Source organism: Arthrobacter sp. PvP023 (genome assembly GCF_017832975.1).
Classification (GTDB): domain Bacteria; phylum Actinomycetota; class Actinomycetes; order Actinomycetales; family Micrococcaceae; genus Arthrobacter.
The window spans coordinates 2,394,737-2,417,012 of record NZ_JAFIBI010000001.1 but is presented as its reverse complement, the minus strand read 5'-3'; the positions used below and the strand labels follow the sequence as shown (position 1 = coordinate 2,417,012).

The 22,276-nt window shown below is 66.1% G+C and carries 25 protein-coding genes and 1 riboswitch; of the genes, 13 read left to right on the top strand and 12 right to left on the bottom strand.

All coding sequences use genetic code 11. The features are described 5' to 3' along the window. Positions 1-60 precede the first annotated feature (60 nt). Both JOE31_RS11160 and JOE31_RS11155 read left to right on the top strand, forming a co-directional pair. The gene (locus tag JOE31_RS11160; protein ID WP_043429816.1) at positions 61-765 is read left to right on the top strand and encodes an endonuclease/exonuclease/phosphatase family protein; all 705 of its coding nucleotides are present in this window, start codon (positions 61-63) and stop codon (positions 763-765) included. Positions 766-793: 28 nt separating this feature from the next. Further along, entirely contained in the window at positions 794-2,485 is a 1,692-nt protein-coding gene (locus JOE31_RS11155) for a SulP family inorganic anion transporter (protein WP_209744305.1), read from the top strand. Positions 2,486-2,503: 18 nt separating this feature from the next. Here JOE31_RS11155 and JOE31_RS11150 read toward each other — a convergent pair whose 3' ends face one another. Beyond that, positions 2,504-4,300 (bottom strand): DUF5671 domain-containing protein, encoded by a 1,797-nt coding sequence (locus JOE31_RS11150; RefSeq protein WP_307864406.1) that lies wholly within the window; start codon positions 4,298-4,300, stop codon positions 2,504-2,506. Next, entirely contained in the window at positions 4,258-4,686 is a 429-nt protein-coding gene (locus JOE31_RS11145; RefSeq protein WP_307864405.1) for a hypothetical protein, read from the bottom strand. The genes JOE31_RS11150 and JOE31_RS11145 overlap by 43 nt, the downstream gene beginning before the upstream one ends. A 147-nt stretch (positions 4,687-4,833) precedes the next feature. On the opposite strand from JOE31_RS11145, the gene JOE31_RS11140 reads away from it, so the two are divergent. Beyond that, complete coding sequence (locus JOE31_RS11140; protein WP_209744301.1) at positions 4,834-6,279, top strand: DUF5129 domain-containing protein; 1,446 nt, start codon at positions 4,834-4,836, stop codon at positions 6,277-6,279. Positions 6,280-6,449: 170 nt separating this feature from the next. Continuing rightward, on the top strand, positions 6,450-6,827 hold the full coding sequence (locus tag JOE31_RS11135) for a cupin domain-containing protein (RefSeq protein ID WP_209744299.1): 378 nt from the start codon (positions 6,450-6,452) through the stop codon (positions 6,825-6,827). 68 nt (positions 6,828-6,895) lie between these two features. Here JOE31_RS11135 and JOE31_RS11130 read toward each other — a convergent pair whose 3' ends face one another. Then, on the bottom strand, positions 6,896-7,087 hold the full coding sequence (locus JOE31_RS11130; protein WP_209744297.1) for a DUF1918 domain-containing protein: 192 nt from the start codon (positions 7,085-7,087) through the stop codon (positions 6,896-6,898). Positions 7,088-7,277: 190 nt separating this feature from the next. Between JOE31_RS11130 and JOE31_RS11125 the strand changes: the two genes are divergently transcribed. Beyond that, the gene (locus tag JOE31_RS11125) at positions 7,278-7,865 is read left to right on the top strand and encodes a hypothetical protein (RefSeq protein WP_209744295.1); all 588 of its coding nucleotides are present in this window, start codon (positions 7,278-7,280) and stop codon (positions 7,863-7,865) included. A gap of 116 nt (positions 7,866-7,981) precedes the next feature. Here JOE31_RS11125 and JOE31_RS11120 read toward each other — a convergent pair whose 3' ends face one another. Continuing rightward, on the bottom strand, positions 7,982-8,746 hold the full coding sequence (locus JOE31_RS11120; RefSeq protein ID WP_209744292.1) for an NlpC/P60 family protein: 765 nt from the start codon (positions 8,744-8,746) through the stop codon (positions 7,982-7,984). A gap of 3 nt (positions 8,747-8,749) precedes the next feature. Next, a riboswitch (cyclic di-AMP (ydaO/yuaA leader) is annotated at positions 8,750-8,944 on the bottom strand. A 229-nt stretch (positions 8,945-9,173) separates the two neighbouring features. Here JOE31_RS11120 and JOE31_RS11115 point away from each other — a divergent pair. Continuing rightward, positions 9,174-10,760, top strand: a complete 1,587-nt coding sequence (locus JOE31_RS11115; RefSeq protein ID WP_209744289.1) for a polysaccharide deacetylase family protein — start codon at positions 9,174-9,176, stop codon at positions 10,758-10,760. A 70-nt stretch (positions 10,761-10,830) separates the two neighbouring features. Next, entirely contained in the window at positions 10,831-11,070 is a 240-nt protein-coding gene (locus JOE31_RS11110) for a hypothetical protein (protein ID WP_011692182.1), read from the top strand. Here the strand turns inward: JOE31_RS11110 and JOE31_RS11105 are convergent. Continuing rightward, the gene (locus tag JOE31_RS11105; protein WP_209744284.1) at positions 11,037-11,555 is read right to left on the bottom strand and encodes a DNA alkylation repair protein; all 519 of its coding nucleotides are present in this window, start codon (positions 11,553-11,555) and stop codon (positions 11,037-11,039) included. The two genes, JOE31_RS11110 and JOE31_RS11105, sit on opposite strands and share 34 nt — an antisense overlap. 98 nt (positions 11,556-11,653) lie before the next feature. On the opposite strand from JOE31_RS11105, the gene JOE31_RS11100 reads away from it, so the two are divergent. Beyond that, a complete protein-coding gene (locus JOE31_RS11100; RefSeq protein WP_209744282.1) occupies positions 11,654-12,685 on the top strand; it encodes a ribonuclease Z in 1,032 nt (343 codons plus the stop codon). Here JOE31_RS11100 and JOE31_RS11095 read toward each other — a convergent pair. The 5 genes from JOE31_RS11095 to JOE31_RS11075 all read right to left on the bottom strand — a co-directional run bounded on the left by JOE31_RS11095 (position 12,581) and on the right by JOE31_RS11075 (position 16,813). Further along, positions 12,581-13,408, bottom strand: a complete 828-nt coding sequence (locus JOE31_RS11095) for a CPBP family intramembrane glutamic endopeptidase (RefSeq protein WP_209744280.1) — start codon at positions 13,406-13,408, stop codon at positions 12,581-12,583. The two genes, JOE31_RS11100 and JOE31_RS11095, sit on opposite strands and share 105 nt — an antisense overlap. Then, on the bottom strand, positions 13,401-14,393 hold the full coding sequence (locus JOE31_RS11090; protein WP_209744278.1) for a dienelactone hydrolase family protein: 993 nt from the start codon (positions 14,391-14,393) through the stop codon (positions 13,401-13,403). Before JOE31_RS11090 ends, JOE31_RS11095 begins: the two co-directional genes overlap by 8 nt. A gap of 94 nt (positions 14,394-14,487) precedes the next feature. Next, positions 14,488-15,303, bottom strand: coding sequence for an amino acid ABC transporter ATP-binding protein (locus tag JOE31_RS11085; RefSeq protein WP_280872792.1), 816 nt, complete (start codon positions 15,301-15,303; stop codon positions 14,488-14,490). Further along, a complete protein-coding gene (locus tag JOE31_RS11080) occupies positions 15,290-15,955 on the bottom strand; it encodes an amino acid ABC transporter permease (RefSeq protein ID WP_209744276.1) in 666 nt (221 codons plus the stop codon). The genes JOE31_RS11085 and JOE31_RS11080 overlap by 14 nt, the downstream gene beginning before the upstream one ends. 36 nt (positions 15,956-15,991) lie before the next feature. After that, entirely contained in the window at positions 15,992-16,813 is an 822-nt protein-coding gene (locus JOE31_RS11075) for an amino acid ABC transporter substrate-binding protein (RefSeq protein ID WP_209744274.1), read from the bottom strand. A gap of 118 nt (positions 16,814-16,931) precedes the next feature. Here JOE31_RS11075 and JOE31_RS11070 point away from each other — a divergent pair, with 118 nt between their 5' ends. From JOE31_RS11070 to JOE31_RS11050, 5 genes are all read left to right on the top strand, one after another. Beyond that, positions 16,932-17,627, top strand: a complete 696-nt coding sequence (locus JOE31_RS11070; protein ID WP_209744271.1) for a maleylpyruvate isomerase family mycothiol-dependent enzyme — start codon at positions 16,932-16,934, stop codon at positions 17,625-17,627. Between the two features lie 162 nt (positions 17,628-17,789). Then, entirely contained in the window at positions 17,790-18,344 is a 555-nt protein-coding gene (locus JOE31_RS11065) for a DUF2087 domain-containing protein (protein WP_307864404.1), read from the top strand. 77 nt (positions 18,345-18,421) lie between these two features. Next, positions 18,422-20,014: an HNH endonuclease signature motif containing protein gene (locus tag JOE31_RS11060; protein ID WP_209744268.1), complete on the top strand. Its 1,593-nt coding sequence runs from the start codon at positions 18,422-18,424 to the stop codon at positions 20,012-20,014. Between the two features lie 75 nt (positions 20,015-20,089). Then, positions 20,090-20,488 carry a nuclear transport factor 2 family protein gene (locus JOE31_RS11055; protein ID WP_209744265.1) on the top strand — a complete coding sequence of 133 codons (399 nt, stop codon included), beginning with the start codon at positions 20,090-20,092 and terminating at the stop codon, positions 20,486-20,488. Continuing rightward, the gene (locus JOE31_RS11050) at positions 20,485-21,360 is read left to right on the top strand and encodes an SDR family oxidoreductase (protein ID WP_307864403.1); all 876 of its coding nucleotides are present in this window, start codon (positions 20,485-20,487) and stop codon (positions 21,358-21,360) included. Before JOE31_RS11055 ends, JOE31_RS11050 begins: the two co-directional genes overlap by 4 nt. 98 nt (positions 21,361-21,458) lie before the next feature. Here JOE31_RS11050 and JOE31_RS11045 read toward each other — a convergent pair whose 3' ends face one another. Then, positions 21,459-21,857 carry a VOC family protein gene (locus JOE31_RS11045; protein ID WP_245199129.1) on the bottom strand — a complete coding sequence of 133 codons (399 nt, stop codon included), beginning with the start codon at positions 21,855-21,857 and terminating at the stop codon, positions 21,459-21,461. Positions 21,858-21,960: 103 nt separating this feature from the next. Further along, a complete protein-coding gene (locus tag JOE31_RS11040) occupies positions 21,961-22,215 on the bottom strand; it encodes a hypothetical protein (RefSeq protein ID WP_245199123.1) in 255 nt (84 codons plus the stop codon). Positions 22,216-22,276 lie beyond the last annotated feature (61 nt).

Here is a 22,276-nt window from a genome sequence, read left to right as displayed (position 1 = left end):
TGCACGGACTAGACTCAGGAGTCGGTTCTCCTAACTACGCTCGGAAGAGGTAATCCCCTGATACGAGTCATCAGCTACAACCTTCGCAAGCACGCGGCACGCGGCGAACTGCTGGATCTGGCCCGCGACTTCGGGATAGATGCCTTGTGCCTGCAGGAATGCGACACCACGGATTTGCCGGACACGCTGGGCCCGCTTCACCTGGCCGATTCAACGAAGGGCAACCGGCTGGGGCTCGCCATCTACTACCGGATGGACCGATTCACGGCCTTTGATACCAACACGTTCGCGTTGAAGAAGTCGTTGCATGACCGGGTTCTGGCGCCGGCCCATGAGCGTTTGATCGGCACACGGGTGGTGGACAATGAAACGGACCATGAGCTGGTGATCGCCTCATTCCATGCGGCGCCCCTGACGGCCTCCAATTCGTTGCGCCGCAAACAGATCAAGGCGGCACACGCGGAGCTCCTGGGCATGGGCAGCGGCCTGATGACGCTTATGGTGGGCGACTTCAACTATCCGTTCTTCACCAAAAACCTCACCGAACACATGAAGAATTCCGGCTACGAACTCTCCCTCAGCGACCGGCGGACCTACACGCGGTACAAGGTCTTCAAGGGCCATTTCGATTTTGCCACGTCACTCGGCTTGGATATCGAGAGCGTGGAAACCCTGCCGCGCGGTGCTTCGGACCACCTTCCCATCCTGGTATCCGCGGAGTACGGCCAGGATTATGGCCCCATCCAGGGAACGCCGCAGCCCTGACGCCGACCACCAGCCCGGGAGGCCACCAGTGCGCCGCGATTGGATCCTGAAAGCCGTTCCGGGCATCCAGCTGGCACGGACATATCAGCGGTCTTGGCTCCAATCGGATCTGGCCGCCGGAGCAGCCCTGAGCGCGGCGCTGATTCCGGCCGGAATGGCCTACGCAGAAGCCGCCGGTCTTCCCGCGATCACGGGACTGTACGCGTCTGTGGTTCCCATGCTGTTCTACGCTGTTTTCGGGCCTGCCCGGGTGATCATCGTGGGGCCTGATTCTTCGCTGGCGCCCATGATCGCCGCCGCTGTGCTCCCCCTGGCAGGACGGGATCCTGACCATGCCGTGGCGCTCGCAGGTGTCCTGGCCATCCTCATTGGAATCTTCCTGGTCGCCGGCCGGATCTTCAGGCTGGGTTTCGTCACCGGACTGCTGTCCAAGCCGATCCGGGTGGGCTACCTCAATGGCATCGCGCTCGCCATCATGGTCAGCCAATTTCCCAGGCTGCTCGGCATCACGGTCTCAGCAGACTCGCTGCCGCCCCGGGCCGCGGAGACGGCCGAAGCCGTTCTGCGGGGAGCCACCAACCCCGTGGCGCTGCTGTTCGGGGCTGCGACGGTGGCAATCATCGTGGCCGGCCGCTTCCTCCCCGGCAAGGTGCCCGGCGTGCTCCTGGCTGTGGTGGCCTCCATCGCAGCGGCAGCCGCCCTGGACCTCAAGGATGCCGTGCCCATGGTCGGAGCGCTTCCGGCGGGCCTGCCCGCACCGGCCCTTGAGGGCATCACCATGGACGACGTTGCCGGTCTCATCGGCCCTGCTGCCGGTATCGCCCTGATCGCCTTTGCCGATACCTCGGCGTTGTCCAAAAGCCTCGCAGGACGGCGCGGCATCCACACAAGCGGCAACCAGGAAATGGGGGCGCTGGGGATCGCCAACGTGGCCAGCGGCATGCTGGGCGGCTTCCCGGTCTGCGGCAGCTCATCCCGGACACCGATAGCGCTCGACGCAGGGGCGCGCACCCCCTTCAGCGGCATCGTGGCCGCGGCCCTGGTAGTGATGTTCATGGTGGCAGCCCCCGGGGTGACAGCCTTCCTCCCCACCACCACACTGGCCGCCGTCGTCATGGTTGCAGCGGCCTCGCTGGTGGATGTCAAAACCCTGCTCCGGCTGGTCCGGATGAGCAAGATGGAAACGGTCCTGCTCATCGCCACGTTCCTTGGGGTCGCTTTTGTGGGGGTGCTGCAGGGCATTGTCATTGCCATTGCCCTCTCGCTGATCGCGTTCATACGGCGGGCGTGGGATCCGTACCGCACCGAACTGGCGAGCCTGGAAGACATCCCGGGCTACCACGACCTCAGCCGGCACCCGGAGGGCAAGCGCGTCCCCGGCCTGGTGATCGCCCGCTTCGATGCGCCGCTCTTCTTTGCCAACGGAGCGGTTTTTGCGGAACACATCCGCAATCTTGTGGCGAACGCCCCGGGGCCGGTGAAATGGGTCATTGTGGCCGCCGAGGCCATCACGGACCTGGACACCACCGCTTTGGACGACCTCGTGGAGCTCGACGACGAACTTGCCGGCCAAGGCATCAGCCTGGTTTTTGCAGAGTTGAAGGGACCGGTCAAGGACCGCCTGCTCAAGTTCGGCGTCAGCAGCAGGTTCGGACCGGACCACTTTTTCCCCACGGTCAACAACGCTGTGCGCACCTACAAGCGGACGTTCGGAATCTAGCCGCTGTTGTGAGCCTGCTCAGTCCGAACCCAACGGGATCACCTCGAGCCGCGATCCCGGGCCTATGACTACGAGGACGCGGTCCGCCGCGACACCCTCCAGTGCCTGGGCGAGCCGTCCGGGCAAGTCGCCCGCCGCACCCTCCGCAGTACCGGAAGTCGCGGTACCGGCGGTCGCAGCACCGGGAGTCGCGGCACCGGCGGTCGCAGCACCGGGAGTCGCGGCACCGGCGTCCGCAGCGTCGGAGGTCCCGGCGTCGGCCTTCCGCCAGACGGTGACAATCGCACCGGTAACCTCCGCCGCCACGCGAACCAGCGGCTCCGGGTCACCGCCGGCCACCAGGATCACTTTCCGGACCGTGCGTTTGCGGGGCGCAGCGGCTGCGGTGAGGGAACGGTCATGCCGCCATACCGCGAAGTGGTAGCCGGCGGCGAGTCCCGTGGCCACGAGCAGGCCCAAGGGCGCCCTGAGGCGGTCCACCAGGCTGCCGCCGCTGATGTCGTCGAGCAGGAATTCGAAGACCCGGTACCCGATCACCAGGAGCGTGATGACGGCGACGATCGCGCTCAGGCCGAAGACTGCGATGAGGTAAACGCGCCGGCCGCGGCGGCCAAGTTCAGTCGGTTCCGGCGGCACCCCGGGCTTCCAGGTCAGCCACCACAGCGGGCCCCCGACTGCCAGGGCACTGATGCCGCCCAGCAGGAGGGTACGAATACCGTCGCCGGCCAGAGGCGTCGCTGCGATGCTAAGAGCCGAGTTGACCACGATGCCGATGCCGGTGGCCGCAGCAACCAGGCCGACGCCGGAGGTCACTAGCTTTGCTGCCTGCAGGGTGGTGTCTGACCGTCCCATGGAAACGGTCCGGTGGTAGGCCCAGATGAGGGAACCCACCGCGCCCGCAGCTATCGCCGCGCCAAGCGGTTCCAGGATTTCGCCGACCGGGTCCGAGCGGTCAAAGGCCAGCCGGAGCAGGACGAACAGGACAGTGCCGGTGCCACCCACAGTCAGGAGAACGGCCCCGAGGATTCCGACCACCACCAGCGCCACGTTGGCAAAGTCCGTTTTCAGCCGGCGCCCGCCGTCGTGGATCCAATGCCACCACCAGATGGCGGCACCGCCGGCGCCCCAGGCGAGCGACTGCAGCACGAACCTCCACCACGGATCCCCGATGGACGCAGATGACGTAAAGCCCTGGATCGCAGTGTCGAGGAGATTTGCGAGCGCTGTCACAGTGCCGCCCACACCGATGATGAGTCCGAAGACCGACCCCACCACCGTCGGAACATCCGGAATCAGCGAGGGGCTCTTTCGCGGATGCCGCCACATCCAGCGATGCCAGGCCAGCACTCCTGCCCAGACCAGCCCGTTGGACAGTGACAGCTGCCACCCCAGACGTTCGCCTCCGATGACGGATGCCGCGGCGCTGAGCAGCCCGGTGGCAGACGTGATGAGCGAAACCGCATACATGCCGGTCAGGTAAAGCCCCCAGCCCGCGGAGGACCGCTCAACGGCGTCGTCGAGCCGCCGCCACACGAACCACCAGAGGGCTGCTGCCATGGGCCCGCCGATCAGTGTGAACGCCAGCGACCGGGCCAGGCCTGCCACGTCGCCTGCGACAAGCACCGTGCCGGCGCCGAGGAGCCGGCCCAACAGGCCGCTCAGGCCGATGGCCGTCACCACAACCAAGGCGAAAAGCAGAGTGTATACGATGAGGCGGCGGACCGTCGGCTGGGCGGAACCCGCCGCCGGAGCAGGCACCGTCCGGGCGGCGGTCATTGCTTCACCGTCCGGTTCGTACAGACCCTGAGCTGCCATGGCGCGGAATCGATCAACCATTTTCCGTCCGTCTTGACGAGGTCAAACACGTCCTCCGTCTCGTACTCCGAGTTCCCGAAGGGTCCGCCCCCGTTGGACACCACGATAAGGACCCGTACGTCCGCAGACGAGGCGCGCTCCGTGGTGGACACCAAAGTGACCCGCAGGTTGTCCGTGGAGGCCCGCTCAAAGTCGACACACTGCGTCCGGGCGGATTCTGTCAGGTAGGCGGTGGCCGCCGACTCGTCGCCGTCGATGACGGCTGCGGAGTAGCGCTGCACCACGCCCTGTGGCGTGGACTCGTCCAGCAGGGCCGGTTCGCCCCGCGAGAAGACCACCGCCAGGGCAGCCACCGCCAGGACGGCAATGACTGCCAGGATAATCACGAGGATCCTGTTCGGTCTTCCCGCCGCTGCTTCCATGTGGTCAGTATGTCGCACTGCCCACACCCTAGCTACGGTACTTTCGGCCCTATCAGCGGTGGCTGGCATGAACGAGGCTGAAGACAATCGTTGCCTCATGGGAAAGGAATCATGCGGAGAGCACTGGCTGCCGTGTTGCTTGTATTGCTCGGCCTGCTCTGCGGTTCAGCCGCCGCCCTCGCGGAGCCGCCGGTGGAGATTGTGGTGGAAGACGGTGCCGGAGTCCTGGACCGCACCCGGCTGATCCCGGCGGTGGAAGCCATCGACTTCTACGAACCAACCCGGGTTGCCGTATTCACGTACCGGGGCTCGGCGGATGCCAACCTCAATGAAGAAGTCCTCCGCTTCGCCCGGGCCGAACATCCGGAATGGATCAGCGGGGACGGCCAGAAGTGGGCGGACGGTCTGTTCATTTTCGCCGTGGACCCGGTGGGACGCCATGTGGGCACCTACATGGGCGAGGACCGTAAAGTCTCCCTGGAACAGCGCGAGAACATCCAGGACGCCTCAAAGGATTTGCTTCGGGATGCCCAATGGACGGACGGAACCATCGCCGGCATCCGGCGCGGGGCGGAGCTGATCAACCAGCCCTGGTACCGGTCCACGGCATTTCTGGTGACGGCATGGAGCTCTGTGGCCGCGGCTGTCCTCGGTGCCGCGGCATGGTTGATTGTGCGCTGGCGGACCAGGGCGGACAGCCGCAAGGAGCTCGCCCGCGGGGACGCCAGCTACTCCAACGTCAGCATGGATCTGCAGGTCACCGAGCTGAACGCCGGCACCATTCCGGAGTCCTCGCGGTACGGCAGCACCGTCCTGGAGAAGCACCGCACGTTCCTGGCCAGGTACAAAACCGCCACCGAGCTGGCCAACCGGGCGCACGCGCTGACTCCACGGGCCATGAGCCGGCGGCCGAACCTCAAGCTGGTGCGGGATTTTGCCGACGCTTCCGCTGAACTGGATGCCCTGGATGACGTCATTGCGGACACCAACGCATTGCTCAACCGCGGATCAGCGTGGGCTTCCGCGTGGGACCGGCAACTCGCACCATTCCGCAGTGACCTGGCAGCCCTGGAACAAATGCTCAGCAAGCGGCACGCCGCGGGGGACTCGGCGACCGCAGCGGCGCTGCGGTCCTTCCGCGACGAGAGCCACCGGGAGATCGAACGGTGGTCGGCCGAACTCGCCGAGGGCACCATCAGCCCGGAAACGGCCCTGGACCGGCTGCGGGATGCCCGGACGCACCTGACTGAGCTCCTGAAAAGCCACGCAGACACAATAATCGCAGGCTTCGCCAAGACCGACCGGGAAGCCAGGCTGATGCGCGAGGAAATGGAGAGCTCCCAGGCCGGTACCAAGGTCAAGCACGGCCGTACCTACGAGCCCAGCATCCTTGGCACGGTCTATCCGTCGTACTACTTCTTCTCAGTCCCCGCCTTCAACACGGGGTTCAGCACCGGCGTGGGCAGCGTCAGCACAGCCCGCGGCGGGGGCAGCACCACCGGCTACGGCGGCAGCGGAGGCAGTTTTTCCGGGTCCGGGAGTTCGTCCAGTTTCTAGGCGCCGACGGGTCTCGACAAGGATCCCGGATCGGAGGAAGCTGAGCATCGTATAGCGATCACTTCATCGGTTCGCCGCATCGATCCAGACCAGGCAGACCGACTCCGCTGTCCGGTCGCGCTAGCGGGACCGGACAGCCCCATCCGCAACTCCGATTGATGGAGAGAGCCATGACCACAAATGTTGTCGCTCAGCTGGCAGTAAAGTCGCACAATTCTCCGGACGAAAAGCGCCGCCCTGACAAGACGGAAGTGGATCTTGTATCCGTCGACGCCTACACCATCGGAAGATTTACCTTTGAACCCGGCTGGCGTTGGTCCGAATGCATCAAGCCCGTCGCTCAGACCGATTCATGCCAGCTCAGCCACGTTGGTTTCTGCGTTTCCGGCAAACTCACGGTCAAGACCTCTGACGGCAGCCAGATCACCATCGCCGCTGACGACTCCTACAGCATCCCGCCAGGGCATGATGCATGGGTTGAGGGAGACGAGCCCTTTACGGGCATCGAGTTCGTCAGCGCCGCAGTGTTCGCCAGGGCACCCGAATAGCAGACAGGCGGCGTCTGGCGCCCAGGCAGCGAACCAGCCCAGCGGCTTCACAGTTCACAGCGGCTTCGCTACTGCGGGTGGATCCTGTCAATAACGAAATCCCCGCCGGGAATGACCGTGGTTTCATGGCCGTCGTCGAAACGCACCACGTAGGGCGGCGCTCCGTCAGCGCCATGGACCTCAATGATCTGGCCGTGCCGCTCCGCCGATCCGACCGTCTTGCCCCGGATAGTGATCCGGTCTCCCTGGGTTGCCTTCATGGCAATCACCTCCAAAGACCAGAGTACGAGTGTCGGGGCATGGATAACAGGGCCGTTCCGCACTGGCAGGCCGGGGTATCGGCCGGGCTTCCATGCGGCACCACCCGGGATCTGGCGCTGGTGGCCGCCTGGCAGGAGTATTGGGATACAACGGATCTTGACCCTGGCACCGGACCGAGGGGGAACGGCTATGGCGGAGGAGAAACCCACCAGCTGGTGGGCTACGCTGCCCGGTCTGCTGACCGCCGCTGCAGCGGTGATCACCGCTGTGACGGGGCTGCTGCTTGGCCTGGGGCAGCTTGGGGTGTTCGACGCCGGCAAGCCCGCCGCTTCAACGGCGGGCTCCTCCGCCACCGGCGCCTCCGCACAGCCGGACGGCACTGTCCCGCCGTCGGGTGCCGGGTCCGGCGGCGGTAACAGCCCGGAGTGGGCGGTAGCCCTGCCGGCCGAGCACCGCTACAGGGCTGCCGACGTCGAATATGAAATTCTTGGTGCCCGTGCGCGCCCTGACGTGTCCGGCAAGATCGCGTTGACGTTCACGCTCAGATGCACCAACCACGGCAGGTATGACATCAACTTCTGGGACTCAACGTTCAGGCTCGGCGCCGTCGGAGTCAGCCACTCCCCCGATTCCGGCCTGAACGAGCTGGTGGCTGGCGATTCAAGCAAAACGGGCGATGTCCGCTTCACTATCCCGGCGGACACCCGCGATGCCGTCCTGCGGATCAAGTTCGCACAGGGCGAGAGCACGGTTCCGGTCGCGATCTCCCCGCCCTGAAACCCCGGGCAGATGTGTGGCGACGGGGAAGGCCGGTGACCGGCTGCCCCCAAGGCAGCTGATCACCGGCCTGTCATCCGGTTTCCCGGCCCCTCGGGGAGAACGGGACCGGCAGGCTAGGCTCCGGCGCGGACGAAGGTCACGCCGCCGGTGGCCGTCAGCCAGGACAGCGGGTGGGTGACGGTGGCGTTGACACCGTTCATGCCGCCGCTGATCACCTGTCCGTCGCCGATGTAAATGCCCACGTGGCCGGACTGGACCACCATGTCGCCGGGCTGGGGTTCCGCCACCACTGAGCCGTAGTTCATGAACTGCATGGGTCCCAGGTCGCCGACGGGAATGCCGGCGGAGCCAAGTGCCTTTTCCACCATGGCGGTGCAGTCCTGGGTGATGCCCAGTTGCGCGTAGGCGGCAGAAACCATGGCGGCGTTGACACCGCCGGCCGCCGGGGCAGGAGCCGGAGCCGGCGCAGCTGCCTGGACCTGGACGGAAACGGCAGGAGCCGCCGGCGCCGCAACCGGTGCCGGCGCTGCAGCCGGGGCCACCGCTTCTGCCGGGGCGGGCTCGCCAACCGGCACTTCCACTGGAGCGGGGGTGGTGCTGACGTCCGGCCGCTCGAAACTGATCCTGACGTGGGAGTCCGCGCTGAGCGGGGCACCCACCTGGGCCTTGGCGTCGAGGCCGGATGCCGGTGCCGAATCGCGTTCCGCGGGAGCCTCGGCGGCCTGCGCAGCCATCCCGCTGGACAGGACCAGGCCAGAAGCCGCCGCAATCGCCGCGGCCTGGCGGCCAACCTTGCTTCTGCCGCGGGCCGTTGTGACGCCGGAGCGTCCTGCGGGCGCGGTTGACGGATGGTGAGCGGGCAGTTTGCGTGAAGACATGAAGTAACCTCTCCCGATGCCTGCGAGGTTAGCTGTCGGATTCGGATGGGAGACACCCGGCCGCAGTTGCCATCCGCTCAGCGGACGGCTTGCGGCTTCACCCCGAAGACCTGCACAACAATCCTGCAGGCCAAAAGTGGTTTCCCCGTCCCTGCCGGATGGTTTCGATCGGATCCCGGGCCGCGGCAGGGTTAGGCAATCCGCCCGGGAGTGCCCGTATCGGAGATAACCGGCACTGTCCCACCGTACGCGCGCCCCTCGGCCGATGTCACATTCGGATAACGCACTGCCGAACCAAGCGCGGAATGCAGGTAGCTGCGGTGTACTCGGGTACTGCGTTAATCAAAGTCGAGTGTTTTGCCTTGACGCCACGAGGCGTAGTCTACGTGCATGTTCTTGCGGGGGGACTCACACGCTTGGAGGCATCATGCGTTGGTCCAATCAGCCTGTCCGCAAGCCCGCGCGTCACGTGGCGGATCCCCCTGAACCTTTGGCCGGAGGCCCGCACGGCAGGCGCTGGGTTGCAATCCTGGGTGCGCTGCTGCTTGCTGTCAGCACAGTGGCGGGCGTGGCCGGCACTTCGAAGGCCGCGGGGCCGACCATCGTCAGCCTGACGTTCGACGACGGACTCGGCAGCCAGTTGGCCGCAGCGCAGGAGCTGAAAGCCCACGGCCTGGTAGGAACTTTCTTCATCACCACGTCCTTTGTGGGCCAGTCCGGGTTCCTCACCCAGGCAAACCTGAACACTCTCGTGGCCGATGGCAACGAGATCGGCGGCCACAGCGTGACCCACCCGGACATGACAACGCTCAGCGCAGCGGCCGCCAGTGCGGAGGCCTGCAACAGCAAGTCCACCCTCGAAGGCTGGGGCTTCACCGTCCGTAACTTCGCCTACCCCTTCGCGGCGGAGAACGCCACTGCCCAATCAGCGGTCCGCGGCTGCGGCTACGCCAGTTCCCGGGGCCTCGGTGACATTCGATCTCCGGCCAGCTGCGCCGGCTGCCCTGTTGCCGAGACCCTGCCGCCGGCTAACCCCATGGTCACCCAGGCACCGGACCAGGTGGACAGCACGTGGACCATGGCAACTCTTCAGGCTGCCGTCACCAACGCCGAGTCAACAGGCGGCTGGCTGCAGCTGACCTTCCACGAAATTGCCACCGGAACTGATCCGACGTTGTCCATCAGCCCCGCACTGTTCAAAGAGTTCGTCACGTGGCTGGCTGCGCGGACAGCAAACGGTACGACGTCGGTCCGTACAGTGGCGCAGGCGCTGGGCCAGTCCCCTGTGGCGTCACCGCCTCCGTCACCTTCGCCGTCACCGTCACCATCACCGACGCCCACTCCTTCAGCCGGGCCGGCCGTTAGAGGCGCCATTGGGGCGCTCTGGGTGGCGCAAGGCGCGGGAAACGGACCGCTCGGTTCCCCGGTCACGAATGAAGTCTCAGGACTCCGAAACGGAGGCGTTTACCAGAGTTTCCAAGGCGGCCAGGTCCATTGGTCGCCGACTACCGGAGCGCACAGCACCAGGGGTGGAATTGGCACGGTCTGGGCTGGGCAGGGATGGGAGAACGGTAAACTCGGCTACCCTCTTTCGAGCGAAATCCCGGGGCTAAAGGGCGGCGGCGTTTACCAGGTCTTCCAAGGCGGACAGATTCACTGGTCACCAGCATCAGGAGGACATGCCACGCTAGGGGCCATTGGCGCTGCGTGGTCCGCGCAGGGGTGGGAAAACGGTGGTCTGGGATACCCGGTCTCACGTGAAGTCACAGGGCTCAGGAATGGCGGCGCCTACCAGGTTTTCCAGGGAGGTCAGATCCACTGGTCGGCCGCTACGGGCGCCCACGGCACCAAAGGCGCCATTGGCGCGGCCTGGGCAGCTCAGGGGTGGGAAAACGGCCTCCTCGGCTACCCCACCAGTGACGAATACATCGCATCCGGTGGCGTCGCAGCACAAAATTATCAGGGAGGACAGGTTACGTGGTCACCGGCTCGGGGAATCTCCATCACGTACTAGGCCGAACCACTGCATCGGATGACGCGGCAATCCGTCTTAGATGGGCGGTCCGTAGGTGAAAAACTATTGCGTGGCCATCTGCCAGCTGAGCGATCAGCCGCCGGAGGATTTCGACGTCAACACGGAGCTCTTGATCCTCGAGGGCAAGGAACTGCATGTGGCGACGTGGGACGCCGAGCCGCGGGACGGCGGCTTTGACGTCCTGGTCCTCAACGACCGCGTCAGCGCCCTGGGGTTCATGGTGGTTACAGACTGGGAGTTCCTGGAGGGCAGGGCCTACGCGGTGGTGGAGCGTCGGGCCGGCGGCTGAGCGGCGTCCCCAAGCGACAGCGCCGCCGCGCGCCTCAGCCACGGATCAGGATCCCGCGCCCAGCGCCCCAGCACAGCATGTGCCCGCATCCCAGCTTGTCCTTCCAGCGCCGTCACCAAGGGACGGACGACGTCGACGGCGAGCGGGTCCACCAGCTCACCCAGCTGCGCCTCCCGCACAAAGCCCTCGATCCGGGTGAGGTCGGAGTTGTTGAGCAAGGCCACCCTGGACTGCAGCAGGACAACCGCCGCCAGGCGGCGCTCGAAGACGGGCACGGACCACAGCTCGGTGCTGAGGGCAGTGATGTCATCGTGGACGAGGTCACGGTGGCGGCGCAGCATGTCACGGATGGTCCCCCGCACCGCGCCGACGGATGCACCGTAGAACTGAAGCCGGTCGCCCAGCCGGGCCTGCGCCTCTTCTGCCCTGAGCCAGGAACTCTCCCGCTGCAGCGAGGCATCCACGAAGTCACAGGCATCGGTCACCCGACTATTCTGTCCTAATATCGTGTGTCGCACATGGGCGCCGGCGCCCGCGTGCGGCCCGCGAGCGCGTTCCGCGGCAACGTGAGAAACTCAGTCCCATGCGTGAACTGGTCGTCCTCGGAACCGCCTCGCAGGTCCCCACCCGGACCCGAAACCACAACGGCTACCTGCTTCGATGGGACGGCGAAGGGCTGCTCTTCGATCCCGGCGAAGGCACTCAGCGGCAGATGATCCACGCTGGCGTTTCAGCCAGCCAGATCACGCGGATCTGCCTCACGCATGTTCACGGGGACCACTGCTACGGGCTTCCGGGCGTGCTCTCACGAATGGTCCTCGACGGCGTGCAGCACCCGGTGGACCTGCACTTTCCAGCCGCCGGCGGAGATGTGGTCCGCGCCCTCGTGTCCCTCGCCTCCCCCGGCCTGGACCTGCGGCTGCATCCGCACTCCGGTCCGGGCCCGATCGCGCCCGGGCTGGAGGTGCGGCCCCTGCGGCATCGCATCGACACATTCGGCTACCGGCTGGTGGAGCCCGAGGGGCGAACACTCCTGCCCCATCAGCTCGCAGCGGCGGGGATCGCCGGGCCGGAGATCGCGCGGCTGCAGCGTGAGGGGACAGTGCGCGGCGTGCGCCTGGCGGACGTGAGCGTTCCGCGCCCCGGCCAGAGCTTTGCCTTCGTCATGGATACCGCGGAATGCGACGGTGCACGGGAACTCGCCGACGGCGTGGACCTCCTCGTGGCGGAGTCCACCTTCAGCGACGACGACGCCGCGCTCGCCGCCCGGTATCTTCACCTCACCGCCGGGCAGGCAGGCGCGCTGGCCGCCACCGCCGGGGCCGGCACGCTCCTCCTCACGCATTTCTCGTCTCGCTACAGCGACGTCAGTGGGCTGGCGGAGCAGGCCCGTGCACGTGCGCGCCTGGCAGCCGTCATCGCCGCACAGGATCTGGACAGAATCCCCTTGCCCAAACGGCAACGGGACTCCCGGCCGGCTGGCGAGTTTGCCGCCCCGAGGGGAACAGTGTCAGTAGACGAAGATGTCGATCCAGGCGCGGTTGTGTGCATGCAGCAGGACCAGGAACAGCACAAAGTCGAACAGCAGGTGTACGGCCACGATGTAGGACAGTGACTTCGTCCGGGTGAAGATGAACGCCTGGAGCATGGCGAAAGGAAAGATAAACACCGGCGCCCACGCGTGGAAACCCAGTTCCCAAAGGAACGATGTGAACAGGACGGCCTGCAGCACGTTGGCTTGCGCAAGCGGCAGGTGCCGGCGCAGGAGCGCAAAGACGGTGCAGATAAAGAACAGCTCGTCCCAGATGCCCAGCGCGTTGGTGCCCAGGAAGAGGCGGAAGATTCCTTCGGGGTCCGATACCGCTGGCCAGTTGCTGTATACCCCGGTATTGACCATGTACGCCGGGAGAAGGGCGTATCCCATCAGCACGACGGCGGCGAGGTACCATTTTTCCGTTCGCGTCCATGGGTGCCCGGTCAGCACGGGAAACCTGACCGCGTGGTCCTTGAAGACCCATCGCGACACCGCATAGGGAACTCCCACCGCGACGATCATCGCCGTGCCCATGACCACCATGTGCCCGGTGCTGATGTCAGTGGTGATCGGGACCAGGCTGATGGCTACGAGCCCGGCAGCGATCAGGGCGAGGTCCCGGAGGAGCGCACGGTCAATGAACCCCGCCAGCACCAGGGCCAGCGCCAGCAGCCCGTACCCCGGAAGTTTCTGTTCCAGGACGTACAGGACGAAGCCGGAGAGCGACACGAGGGACGAGGGAATCAGCTTCAGCGTTAGGCCGTTGCGGACGCTGGTTCCCGCCGCGGGCGCACGGCTAGACATATTTGCCGAACCAGGCAAGCGTGTCGTTCCAGGCTGCGGTGGCCTGCGCCTCGTTGTAGCGCTCGCCGGTGTCGTTGTGGAACGCGTGGTCGACGCCGGGATACACCTTCAGCTCGTGCCTGACCTCAGTGCCCGCAAGGGCATCCCGCAGGGCCGGCATCGCACCGGTGATCCGATCGTCGAGTTCGGCATAAATACCGAGGACGGCGGCTGTGATGGCGGGGACCTTGTCCAGGTCGGGAGCAGGTCCGTAAAACGCCGACGTGGCCTTTAACCCGGACAACTCCGTGGCCGCCTGCCAGGTGATGCCTCCGCCGAAGCAGAAGCCCGTCATGGCGATCCGCCCGGCGTCGACGAAGTCCTGCGAGTCCAGGAAGTCGAACGCTGTCGCGAAATCCGCAACGTGGCGTTGCACTCCCGCCCGGGTCAGCGCGCCGGGGACGGCGTCCCGGTCCAGGCTTTCAGTCCCGCCCTCCCGGCTCAGCAGGTCCAGGGCGAGAGCTGCGTAGCCTGCTTTGGCGAACCGACGGGCCACATCCTGGATATGCGGGGTCAGCCCGCGGTTCTCGTGGCAGATGAGCACGGCCGGTCCGGCTTTGTCTCCCGCAGGCCGGGCAAGGTAGCCGCCAATCTCGGTGCCGCCGGCGGGCAGCCGCACCGTAGCTGTCAGTAGTCCGGCCGCGCCTTCGGGAACGGATAAGGGACTTTTGGCGCCCGGCACGGCGCCGGCGGCAGAGGAGCCGGACGGCGTGCCGGTGCCGGTTGGCGTTGCGGACGGGGTGGGCGTCGGCATCGGGTCGGTGCTGCGCGGGAGTTCCTGCGGCGTGCAGCCGACCAACGCCATGGCGGCCGCGGCGGCCGCCATGGTGCCGGTGATGAAAGCCACCCGGCGGGTGAACGTGAGTTGGCTCATGGCACCGGCACGGTAGTCGTCAAAGAACTCCTCGATCAGGTATCTCTCAAACTTGCCGAGCTGCACTGTCATGGCGGGCCTCCTGCCGTTTGCCACATATACTCCCCTGCCGCCCGTCGCGAGGCAAGGGCTCGAAGTCAGCCATTACGCGCGCTCGGCGCCCTGCCTAGAACGGGTTGAGCAGCCGGTCCACGAACTGCCGGGTGCGTTCCTCCCGGGGGTCTCGCAGGACGGTGTCCGGATGGCCGCGTTCGACGACGACCCCTCCGTCCATGAAGATGACCTCGTCCGCCACCTGCCGGGCGAACGCCAGCTCATGGGTGACCACCACCATGGTCCAGCCTTCATCCGCCAACTCCTTGATGACGGTCAGGACATCCCCAACAAGCTCCGGGTCCAGGGCCGAGGTCGGCTCGTCAAAAAGAAGGAGCTGCGGCCGCAGGGCCAGGGCACGCACAATGCCCACGCGCTGCTGCTGCCCGCCGGAGAGCTCGAAGGGGTAGCTCTTCTCCTTTTCTGCGAGGCCGACGCGGGCCAGAAGGTCCCTGGCCTCGGCAATAGCATCGGGTTTAGGGCGTTTCTGCACCTGGACCGGGCCTTCGATGATGTTCTCCAGCACGGTTTTGTGCGGGAAGAGGTTGTAGTGCTGGAACACCATGGCGCTGCGGTCCCTGAGCGCGGCCAGCTGCTTCTTTGAAACCGGCCCGGAAAAATCGACGGCGAGTTGGCCTACAAAGTCCACCACGCCGTCGTCGGGTATTTCCAGTCCGTTCAGGCACCGCAGGACGGTCGTCTTGCCGGACCCCGACGGTCCGATCAGGGCGACGACTTCGCCCCGGCGGACGTCCAGGCCGACGGATTTCAGCACCACATGGCTGCCGAATGCCTTGCGCAGTCCGCGCACGGAAAGCAGCGCCGCGGCGTCAGGTGGTCCGGGTTCGGTGGGCGTCGGCTCAGTGGATGACGGTTCAGTGGGCGACATAGCGGTCCAATCTCTTCTCCAGGACGGACTGGCCGCCGGCGAGGACCAGGCAGATGATCCAGTAGCTGACCGCTGCCTCCAGGTACAACAGCATGAATTCCTGGCTGAATGCCGCCACCTGCTGCGCCTGGCGGAACAGCTCAGTAACGAGGATCAGGGATGCCAGCGACGTGTCCTTGACCAGGCTGATGAAAGTGTTGGACAGGGGCGGGACCGACACCCGTGCCGCCTGCGGCAGGATGATCCGCACCAGCGACTGGCGGCGGGACATGCCGATCGTATGGCCTGCCTCCCACTGCCCCTTGGGAACGGAGAGGATGGCCGCCCGGATGACCTCCGCAGCGTAGCCGCCCACGTTCAGGGAGAACGCGATGATGGCACTGGGCCAGGGGCTGATAGTGACGCCGATCGAGGGAAGCCCGTAGAAGATGACGAACAGCTGGACCAGGAGGGGCGTGCCGCGGATAACCGAGATATACATGCGCGCCGCGGTTGAAAACACCGGGTTCCGGCTCAGCCGCATGAGAGCGACGAGCAGGGCCAAGAGGAGACCGAGACCGAAAGACGCCAGTGCCAGCGGAATGGTTCCGGTGATGGCGCCGATGAGGATAGGCCCCAGCGAGCTCCAGACGAGGTCCCAGTTGATGTTCATGCTCTGATGCTGCGTTCGCCGCCGGCTTCCACGTGGCTACTTCGAAACGTCCGCGTCAAAGTACTTCTGCGAAATTTTGGTCAGGGTGCCGTCGGTTTGCAGCTCGTTGAGGGCCTTGTTCACGGCCTCGGCCAGGCTCGTTGACCCCTTGCGGAAGGCGAGGGCGCTGAGCGACTTGTCCGTGGTCTCGGCGGCGATCTTGATGTCGCTGTCCTTCGCGGTCTTTTGGTAGTCCAGATAGGTCAGTTTGTCGTTGATGGTGGCGTCGACGCGTCCCTGTTTGAGTAGCGTGACCGCCTGCGCCCAGCCTTCCACGGCCTCAACATTGGCGCCGCTCTCCTGCGCCAGTTTGTACCAGTTGCTGGTCAGCGATTGCGCAGTGGTCTTGCCCTTGAGGCTGTCGAAGGAGCTGATGCTGCCGTCATCGGCCTTGGTGACAATAACGCCGGTGCTCACCGTGTACGGCGCGGAGAATTCGTATTTCGCCTTGCGTTCGTCGGTGATCGAAACCTGGTTGGCCACGACATCGAACCTTTTGGCCTCCAGGCCGGCGAAGATGGCGTCGAACTGGGTTTCCTGGAAGGAGGGCTTCACCCCGAGCTTCCCGGCGACGGCGGTGATGATCTCGACGTCGTAACCGGTCAGTTCGCCGCTGCCCTCAGCGTGGAAGGAAAAGGGTTTGTAGGTGCCTTCCGTGCCGATCTTGAGCTCGCCGGCGCTCTTGACGTCACTCAGGGAGGTGTCCGCGCCGCCCGTCGGCGCCGAGCCGGACGGGGTGGTGGACCCGGACCCGCAGCCGGCCAAGGCAAGGGCTGCCGCTGCAACGAGGCCGAGAGCGGAAAGGCGTGTGCGCTTCATGCTGAACCTTCGTCCTGTAGCCGGAAGGGCTCGCCAGCTGTACCACACGCCGGCAGTCCACTTCCGACGATAGCAAGATCTGCTTTTGGGGAGAACAGTTGCCCCGTAGGCTCATGTCATGTCGCCCGATCGCTACCTCGCCGAGCTGGCCGGTTTCCTGGACAGTCTCACGGCACTCGCCCGCCAGCCCGACGATGTGCTGTCCCGTTCCGTTCCGGCGTGCCCCGGCTGGACACTCGAACAGCTTTTCGGGCACCTCGGTTCCATCGAACGCTGGGCTGCCGCTGTGGTTCGTGGCGGGAATTACGTTGACGAGCCGGCACCCCCGGCCGCGGGTGCCGCCGCATGGTTCATCGAGGGCACTGAACCGTTCTTAGAGACGATGGCGTCCCTTGAGCCCGCGGCACCGTGCTGGAACTTTGGACCTCCGCCACGCACGGCGGGTTTCTGGCTTAGACGCCAGGCGCACGAGCATGCCATCCACCTCATCGACGCCAGCCGGGCGTCCGGACTTGCTGCGCCGGTTCCCGCCGCGGACTTCATGCTCGACGGCGCCGACGAGGTCCTGTCGATATTCACCCCGCGACAGCTGCGATTGGAGCGGATGCAGCCACCGGAGCAAGCGGTCGCGTTCCATGTGGCGGGGGCGGGCGCGTGGACGGTGGGCAGCGGTACCGCGGCGGCGTCTGTCACCGCGTCGGTAGCGGACATGTACTTCGGCCTCTGGGGCAGGGCCAGCCTCAAAGACGGGGCGATCATCGACGGCGACGCAGACCTTGCGCTTCGCGTCCTCCGGGGGCCGCTCACACCGTGAGCGGGCCGTCCCCCCGCCAACGGCCGCCGTCGTGCCGGTTCAGGGCCGGGGAAACAGCCTTTCGATGCGGCGCAGCCAGCGCCCGCCCGCAGTCCCTGTCGGTCACAGTCGGACGGAGGCTACGATCTTGCAGGGTAACCAAGCACGCGGCTAGGAGTACAGGTGGTCAAGACGCAGAGCGGGGATGATGGCGGGAGCGGGCCAGCGAGGCAAGGCGGACCGCACTGGCGGCGGGTGCTGGCAGCCCTCGGCAACGATGATGCACGGACGGCTTACGCTCAAGTAGTGCTCGGCGCCAAGCTCCCGGAAGCGATCGCTGATCTGAACGAACAGCGGCGAAACCGGGCCGTTACTGCCCTGCTCGAGTCCGGGCTCGTCGAACCCAACGCTGCCGGCGAGCTGGAGGCTTCCGGGGCGATCTTCCGCCGCCTTCTCACGCAACAACCCCGGCGACAGCCGCAGACCGGATTGGACCGGTTTTTGCGCTTGGGCAGGATCGAGCGGTATCCGGCCAACAAGGCGGAACGACGGGAGCTCCTCGCCTGGATTCTCAGCAATTCCATCAGGCCCGACGAAGACCTATCGGAACGACAGGTCAATGAACGGCTTCTCAGTTATACGGACGATGTCGTGCTGCTGCGCCGTTACATGGTCGACTTCGGCCTGTTGGAACGGACCCCTTCGGGGTCCTCCTATTACCGGCCGAAGGAAACATAACGCCTAGGGCGGCAACGGCTGATGGCGGTTCCAGCAGCCGCATCAATAATGTCAGTGGCTCCAGAGATGCTGTGGGTATGGACAGCAGCACAGCCTGGAGCGGGGAGATGAGGGAGGCCATGGCGGCCGTCCTGGCCTCCACTGCTGCGCTTTCGTCCATTATCGAAACCGGCATGGACCGGGCCGGTCCGCCCGGCACCGATCCGCTGCGGGATCTGGCAGATGACTGCCTGGACGGACTCGCCGAATTGGCCCGGCTGGAAGCCCGGACCGCCGCGCTGAAAGTCAGGCTGGCTGCCGACTATGTGGAGGCAACCAGGGCTTTGGCATCACCGGCGGCATCCCTGCAGGACCGCACCGCCCAGGAGATGGCCACCGTTGCCGAGGTCGCCTGCGTCCTGACCGTCAGCGAACGTTCCGCCGGAGCCCTCCTGTCCGACTCCCTGGCACTGACAACCTCGCTCCCGCTGACGCTGGCGGCACTGCGGGCCGGGAAGATCTCCTGGCAGCACGCCCGGATCATCGTCGACGAAACCACCAGCCTGGATCCCGCCGGAGCGGCCGCCCTGGAAGCGCACTTCCTGAATCCCGAAGCCCCCAACCCCGCCCGCGGATGCACAGCCGGGGACCTCGTCCCGTCCCGCTTCCGGGCCAAGGCACGCACCTGGCGGGAACGCCACCACCCGGTCAGCATCGAAACACGCCACACCAAGAGTGCCGGGGACCGGCGGGGCGAGTACCACCCGGACCGGGACGGCATGGCATGGCTCTCCGCCTACCTTCCCGCCGACACAGCTGCGGGAATCTGGGAACGGACCACCGCCGCCGCGCGCTCCCTGCAAAGCCCGGACGAGGCCAGGACCCTCACCCAGCTCCGCGCCGACATCGCCGCCACGTGGCTCCTCGGCGGCCACGCCATCGGCGGCGGAACCGCTGACGGAACGGCCGACGGCGGCACCGGCTTGGGTGGGGAACTGGCCGGAGACGTCCCGTCCCCGAGGGCGCAGGTCCTCATCACTGTCCCGGTCTTGTCAATGCTGGGCGCCACGGATGAACCGGCCATGCTGGACGGGTACGGGCCGATCCCGCCGTCCACGGCCCGCCGCCTGATCGCCGACGGCGCCGATTCCTTCCACCGCGTCCTGGTCGACCCGCGCGACGGTGCCCCGCTGGAAATCGGACGGACCAGCTACCGGCTCACGAAGGCCCAACGTCAGTGGCTCCGCCTCCGCGACGGCAGATGCCCGTTCCCCGGCTGCAGCAACCAGTCACTGGACAACGAAGCCGACCACCTCCTGGCCTGGGCCGACGGCGGCACCACCGGCATCTCCAACCTGGGCCAGCCATGCCGCAAGCACCACCGCCTCAAACACAGCTCTGCCTGGACACCAGCCGGTGCCAGCAAGGACAACCCGCCCGGGTGGACTTCGCCGGCAGGGCGGCACTACCCCAGTGAACACCAGGACTGGGAGCCACCCCGATGGCCGGACAACCTGATGATCGGGGACGCACTCCCGGAATCCGACTCGGCACTACCGCAGGATCCCTTCCCGGAATGGCACTTATTCACGTCCGCGTACCGGCTCCCCGCCCCAGCCGTTGACGATATGCCGTGGCCAATGCCCTTGGACCACTTCCTCCCTGAAGAGCTCATGCTCCAACGGGTCTGATCGACCACCTTGGTGCCGTTTCTGCGCGCCCCTCGACGCACTGTGCAATGCCCCGGCCCGGATGCATACTGAGATATGACCGACGCCGAAGATTTCTTAGCCTGGGTTAAGTCCGCGCTGCACGAAGCGGAACGGGCGCTTCATGACGGCGATGCGACACCCCGGCGGGCACTATGGTCCCGGAATGAACCCGTAAGCATCCTGGGCGCATGGCGCAATGCGTACGGCCGTGAGGAGATTGAAGAAGCCTTCGCCGCCCTGGAGAAGTCCTTCTCCAACTGCACGTCCTACAGTTTCGAATTACAGGCCTATGACGTGGCCGGCGCCATGGCATACACCGCCGGCCTGGAGCATGTCTCCACCTCCGTGGACGGTCAGCCGCGCAGCTACACCCTGCGCGCCACCCAGGTCTACCGCCGTGAAGACGGCGGATGGAAGGTGGCGCATCGGCACGCCGACACCGTGACCGAGTGAGAACCGCTAACGGCACCCCGGAAGTGTCCCTGCAACGACGAGTCTTCCGCGGACGCGTAGCCGTCGTGACGGGCTCGACACGCGGTCTGGGGTTTGCGATGGCCCGTCTGCTGGGCCATCACGGCGCAACTGTGGTGCTGGCATCCAGGTCGGACGTCGACGTCGCGGCCGCCGTCGAGATCCTGCACGCGGAAGGGATCGCGGCGTCCGGACGTCGCTGCGACACTGCTGACCTGGCCGACGTCGAGGCCCTGCGCGACGAGGCCCAAAACCATGGGACGCTTGACATCTGGGTCAACAATGCCGGAGTCTCCGGTGTCTTCGGGCCCACGGCGTCCACGCCGGTCGACGACTTCACGCGGGTGGTTCGTACGAACATCCTCGGCACGTTCCACGGGTCCAGGGTTGCGTTGCCGGTCTTCCTCGGCCAAGGCCGCGGCGACCTTGTCAACGTGTACGGCCAAGGCGACCAGGGGCCGGTGGCGCTACAGAACGCGTATGCGTCGAGTAAGCGGTGGGTCCGCCAGTTCACCGAGACGTTGCGGCTGGAGACCCGAGGCACCGGCGTCCGGGTGCATGGCATGAACCCGGGCCTGGTGGTGACAGACATGTTGGGGCACGTTACGACCCAGCCGGGGTATGAGCATCGACTGGGCGGCCTGCAGGTCGTCGTCGGACTATGGGGGCAGACGCCCGACGAAGCCGCGCGCCCGCTTCTGGACCTCGTAACGTCGGACGCAGGCGAGTTCCGGTATCTGACCAAGACGAACATGGTGACCCGCGGGGTGCGCAATTTAGTCTCCGGACGCCTCCGCCGCGCCAAGCGCATGCCCCTGGACGTCACCGTTCTCGACACGGACTCCAAGGGCTGACCAGGCCGGGTCACCCTTGCGGCATTTGTGCAGGACGGTTCATCCCGACGGGGGCGTGAACTGGCTGACAGTGAACTCCGCTCCCTGGGGGTCCCGGATCAGTACTGTAAGCGTCCACTTGGTTTCGTTTTGGCGGAGGACCTGGGCGCCCAGTCGCCGGCATCGGTCAGCACCGCACTTCCGTCGCCTTCGCCCGCATCGGCAGGCGCCGATCGCACCGCGGCACCGGCAGCAACCGACCGCTGCACTGCGACATCCGCGTCCTCGACGGCTATGTAGGTGCTCCACACCGCGGCACCGCCCTGGGTGCTGGCCAACCCGCCGACGTCCTGGCCGTTGAGCTTTGCTATCAAGTGACGGCCCGGTACTCCCGGCCGCGTGACGTCTTCGAATGTCCAGCCGAAGAGTCCTAAGTAGAACTCTGCGGCGGCCTCGACGTCAGATTGCCCGGTATCGATCCAACATGGGACGCCCTGCGGGTAGGTCCGTTCAGTCATGTCTGACTCACCTCCACCATCGCCGGCAGCCCGGTTCATCGCAGGGCTTCGCATCCCCCTGTAGGCGGCCCCGGCCCCAGCCAGGAAAATCAGGACAGTGAGGTTAGACCGGGCCCAGCTGCCCAAGCGTGGCCAGACCCCACGGGTAATGGGCGGGGAGGGCCACTGCGAGCCCGACGGTCGGGACCATAACGGCTGTTGCGAAGGCCCACCGTTCACCTCGGCCCACCCCGCACCAGGACAGGCCCGCGATGGCCAGTCCTGTCACAGAGATGAAGCCGCTGAGCGCAATGTGCAGATGGCTGATGTCAAGGAAGACCACGGCGTACGCAACGAAGGCCAGTCCGGCAAGCGTCAAGAGTGGCTCCGGAACAGGAGACGCGCGTGGGCGGCGACCACGAAAAGGATACTCTCCTCGA

What these genes read in the sequence shown, in the direction of transcription:
- JOE31_RS11055 (WP_209744265.1), top strand. Translation starts at nt 20,090, where the DNA reads ATGACCGACGCCGAAGATTTCTTAGCCTGGGTTAAGTCCGCGCTGCAC.
- JOE31_RS11140 (WP_209744301.1), top strand. Translation starts at nt 4,834, where the DNA reads ATGCGGAGAGCACTGGCTGCCGTGTTGCTTGTATTGCTCGGCCTGCTC.
- JOE31_RS11135 (WP_209744299.1), top strand. Translation starts at nt 6,450, where the DNA reads ATGACCACAAATGTTGTCGCTCAGCTGGCAGTAAAGTCGCACAATTCT.
- JOE31_RS11100 (WP_209744282.1), top strand. Translation starts at nt 11,654, where the DNA reads ATGCGTGAACTGGTCGTCCTCGGAACCGCCTCGCAGGTCCCCACCCGG.
- JOE31_RS11125 (WP_209744295.1), top strand. Translation starts at nt 7,278, where the DNA reads ATGGCGGAGGAGAAACCCACCAGCTGGTGGGCTACGCTGCCCGGTCTG.
- JOE31_RS11150 (WP_307864406.1), bottom strand. Translation starts at nt 4,300, where the DNA reads ATGGCAGCTCAGGGTCTGTACGAACCGGACGGTGAAGCAATGACCGCC.
- JOE31_RS11085 (WP_280872792.1), bottom strand. Translation starts at nt 15,303, where the DNA reads ATGTCGCCCACTGAACCGTCATCCACTGAGCCGACGCCCACCGAACCC.
- JOE31_RS11090 (WP_209744278.1), bottom strand. Translation starts at nt 14,393, where the DNA reads ATGACAGTGCAGCTCGGCAAGTTTGAGAGATACCTGATCGAGGAGTTC.
- JOE31_RS11045 (WP_245199129.1), bottom strand. Translation starts at nt 21,857, where the DNA reads ATGACTGAACGGACCTACCCGCAGGGCGTCCCATGTTGGATCGATACC.
- JOE31_RS11060 (WP_209744268.1), top strand. Translation starts at nt 18,422, where the DNA reads ATGGACAGCAGCACAGCCTGGAGCGGGGAGATGAGGGAGGCCATGGCG.
- JOE31_RS11120 (WP_209744292.1), bottom strand. Translation starts at nt 8,746, where the DNA reads ATGTCTTCACGCAAACTGCCCGCTCACCATCCGTCAACCGCGCCCGCA.
- JOE31_RS11130 (WP_209744297.1), bottom strand. Translation starts at nt 7,087, where the DNA reads ATGAAGGCAACCCAGGGAGACCGGATCACTATCCGGGGCAAGACGGTC.
- JOE31_RS11070 (WP_209744271.1), top strand. Translation starts at nt 16,932, where the DNA reads ATGTCGCCCGATCGCTACCTCGCCGAGCTGGCCGGTTTCCTGGACAGT.
- JOE31_RS11075 (WP_209744274.1), bottom strand. Translation starts at nt 16,813, where the DNA reads ATGAAGCGCACACGCCTTTCCGCTCTCGGCCTCGTTGCAGCGGCAGCC.
- JOE31_RS11095 (WP_209744280.1), bottom strand. Translation starts at nt 13,408, where the DNA reads ATGTCTAGCCGTGCGCCCGCGGCGGGAACCAGCGTCCGCAACGGCCTA.
- JOE31_RS11080 (WP_209744276.1), bottom strand. Translation starts at nt 15,955, where the DNA reads ATGAACATCAACTGGGACCTCGTCTGGAGCTCGCTGGGGCCTATCCTC.
- JOE31_RS11115 (WP_209744289.1), top strand. Translation starts at nt 9,174, where the DNA reads ATGCGTTGGTCCAATCAGCCTGTCCGCAAGCCCGCGCGTCACGTGGCG.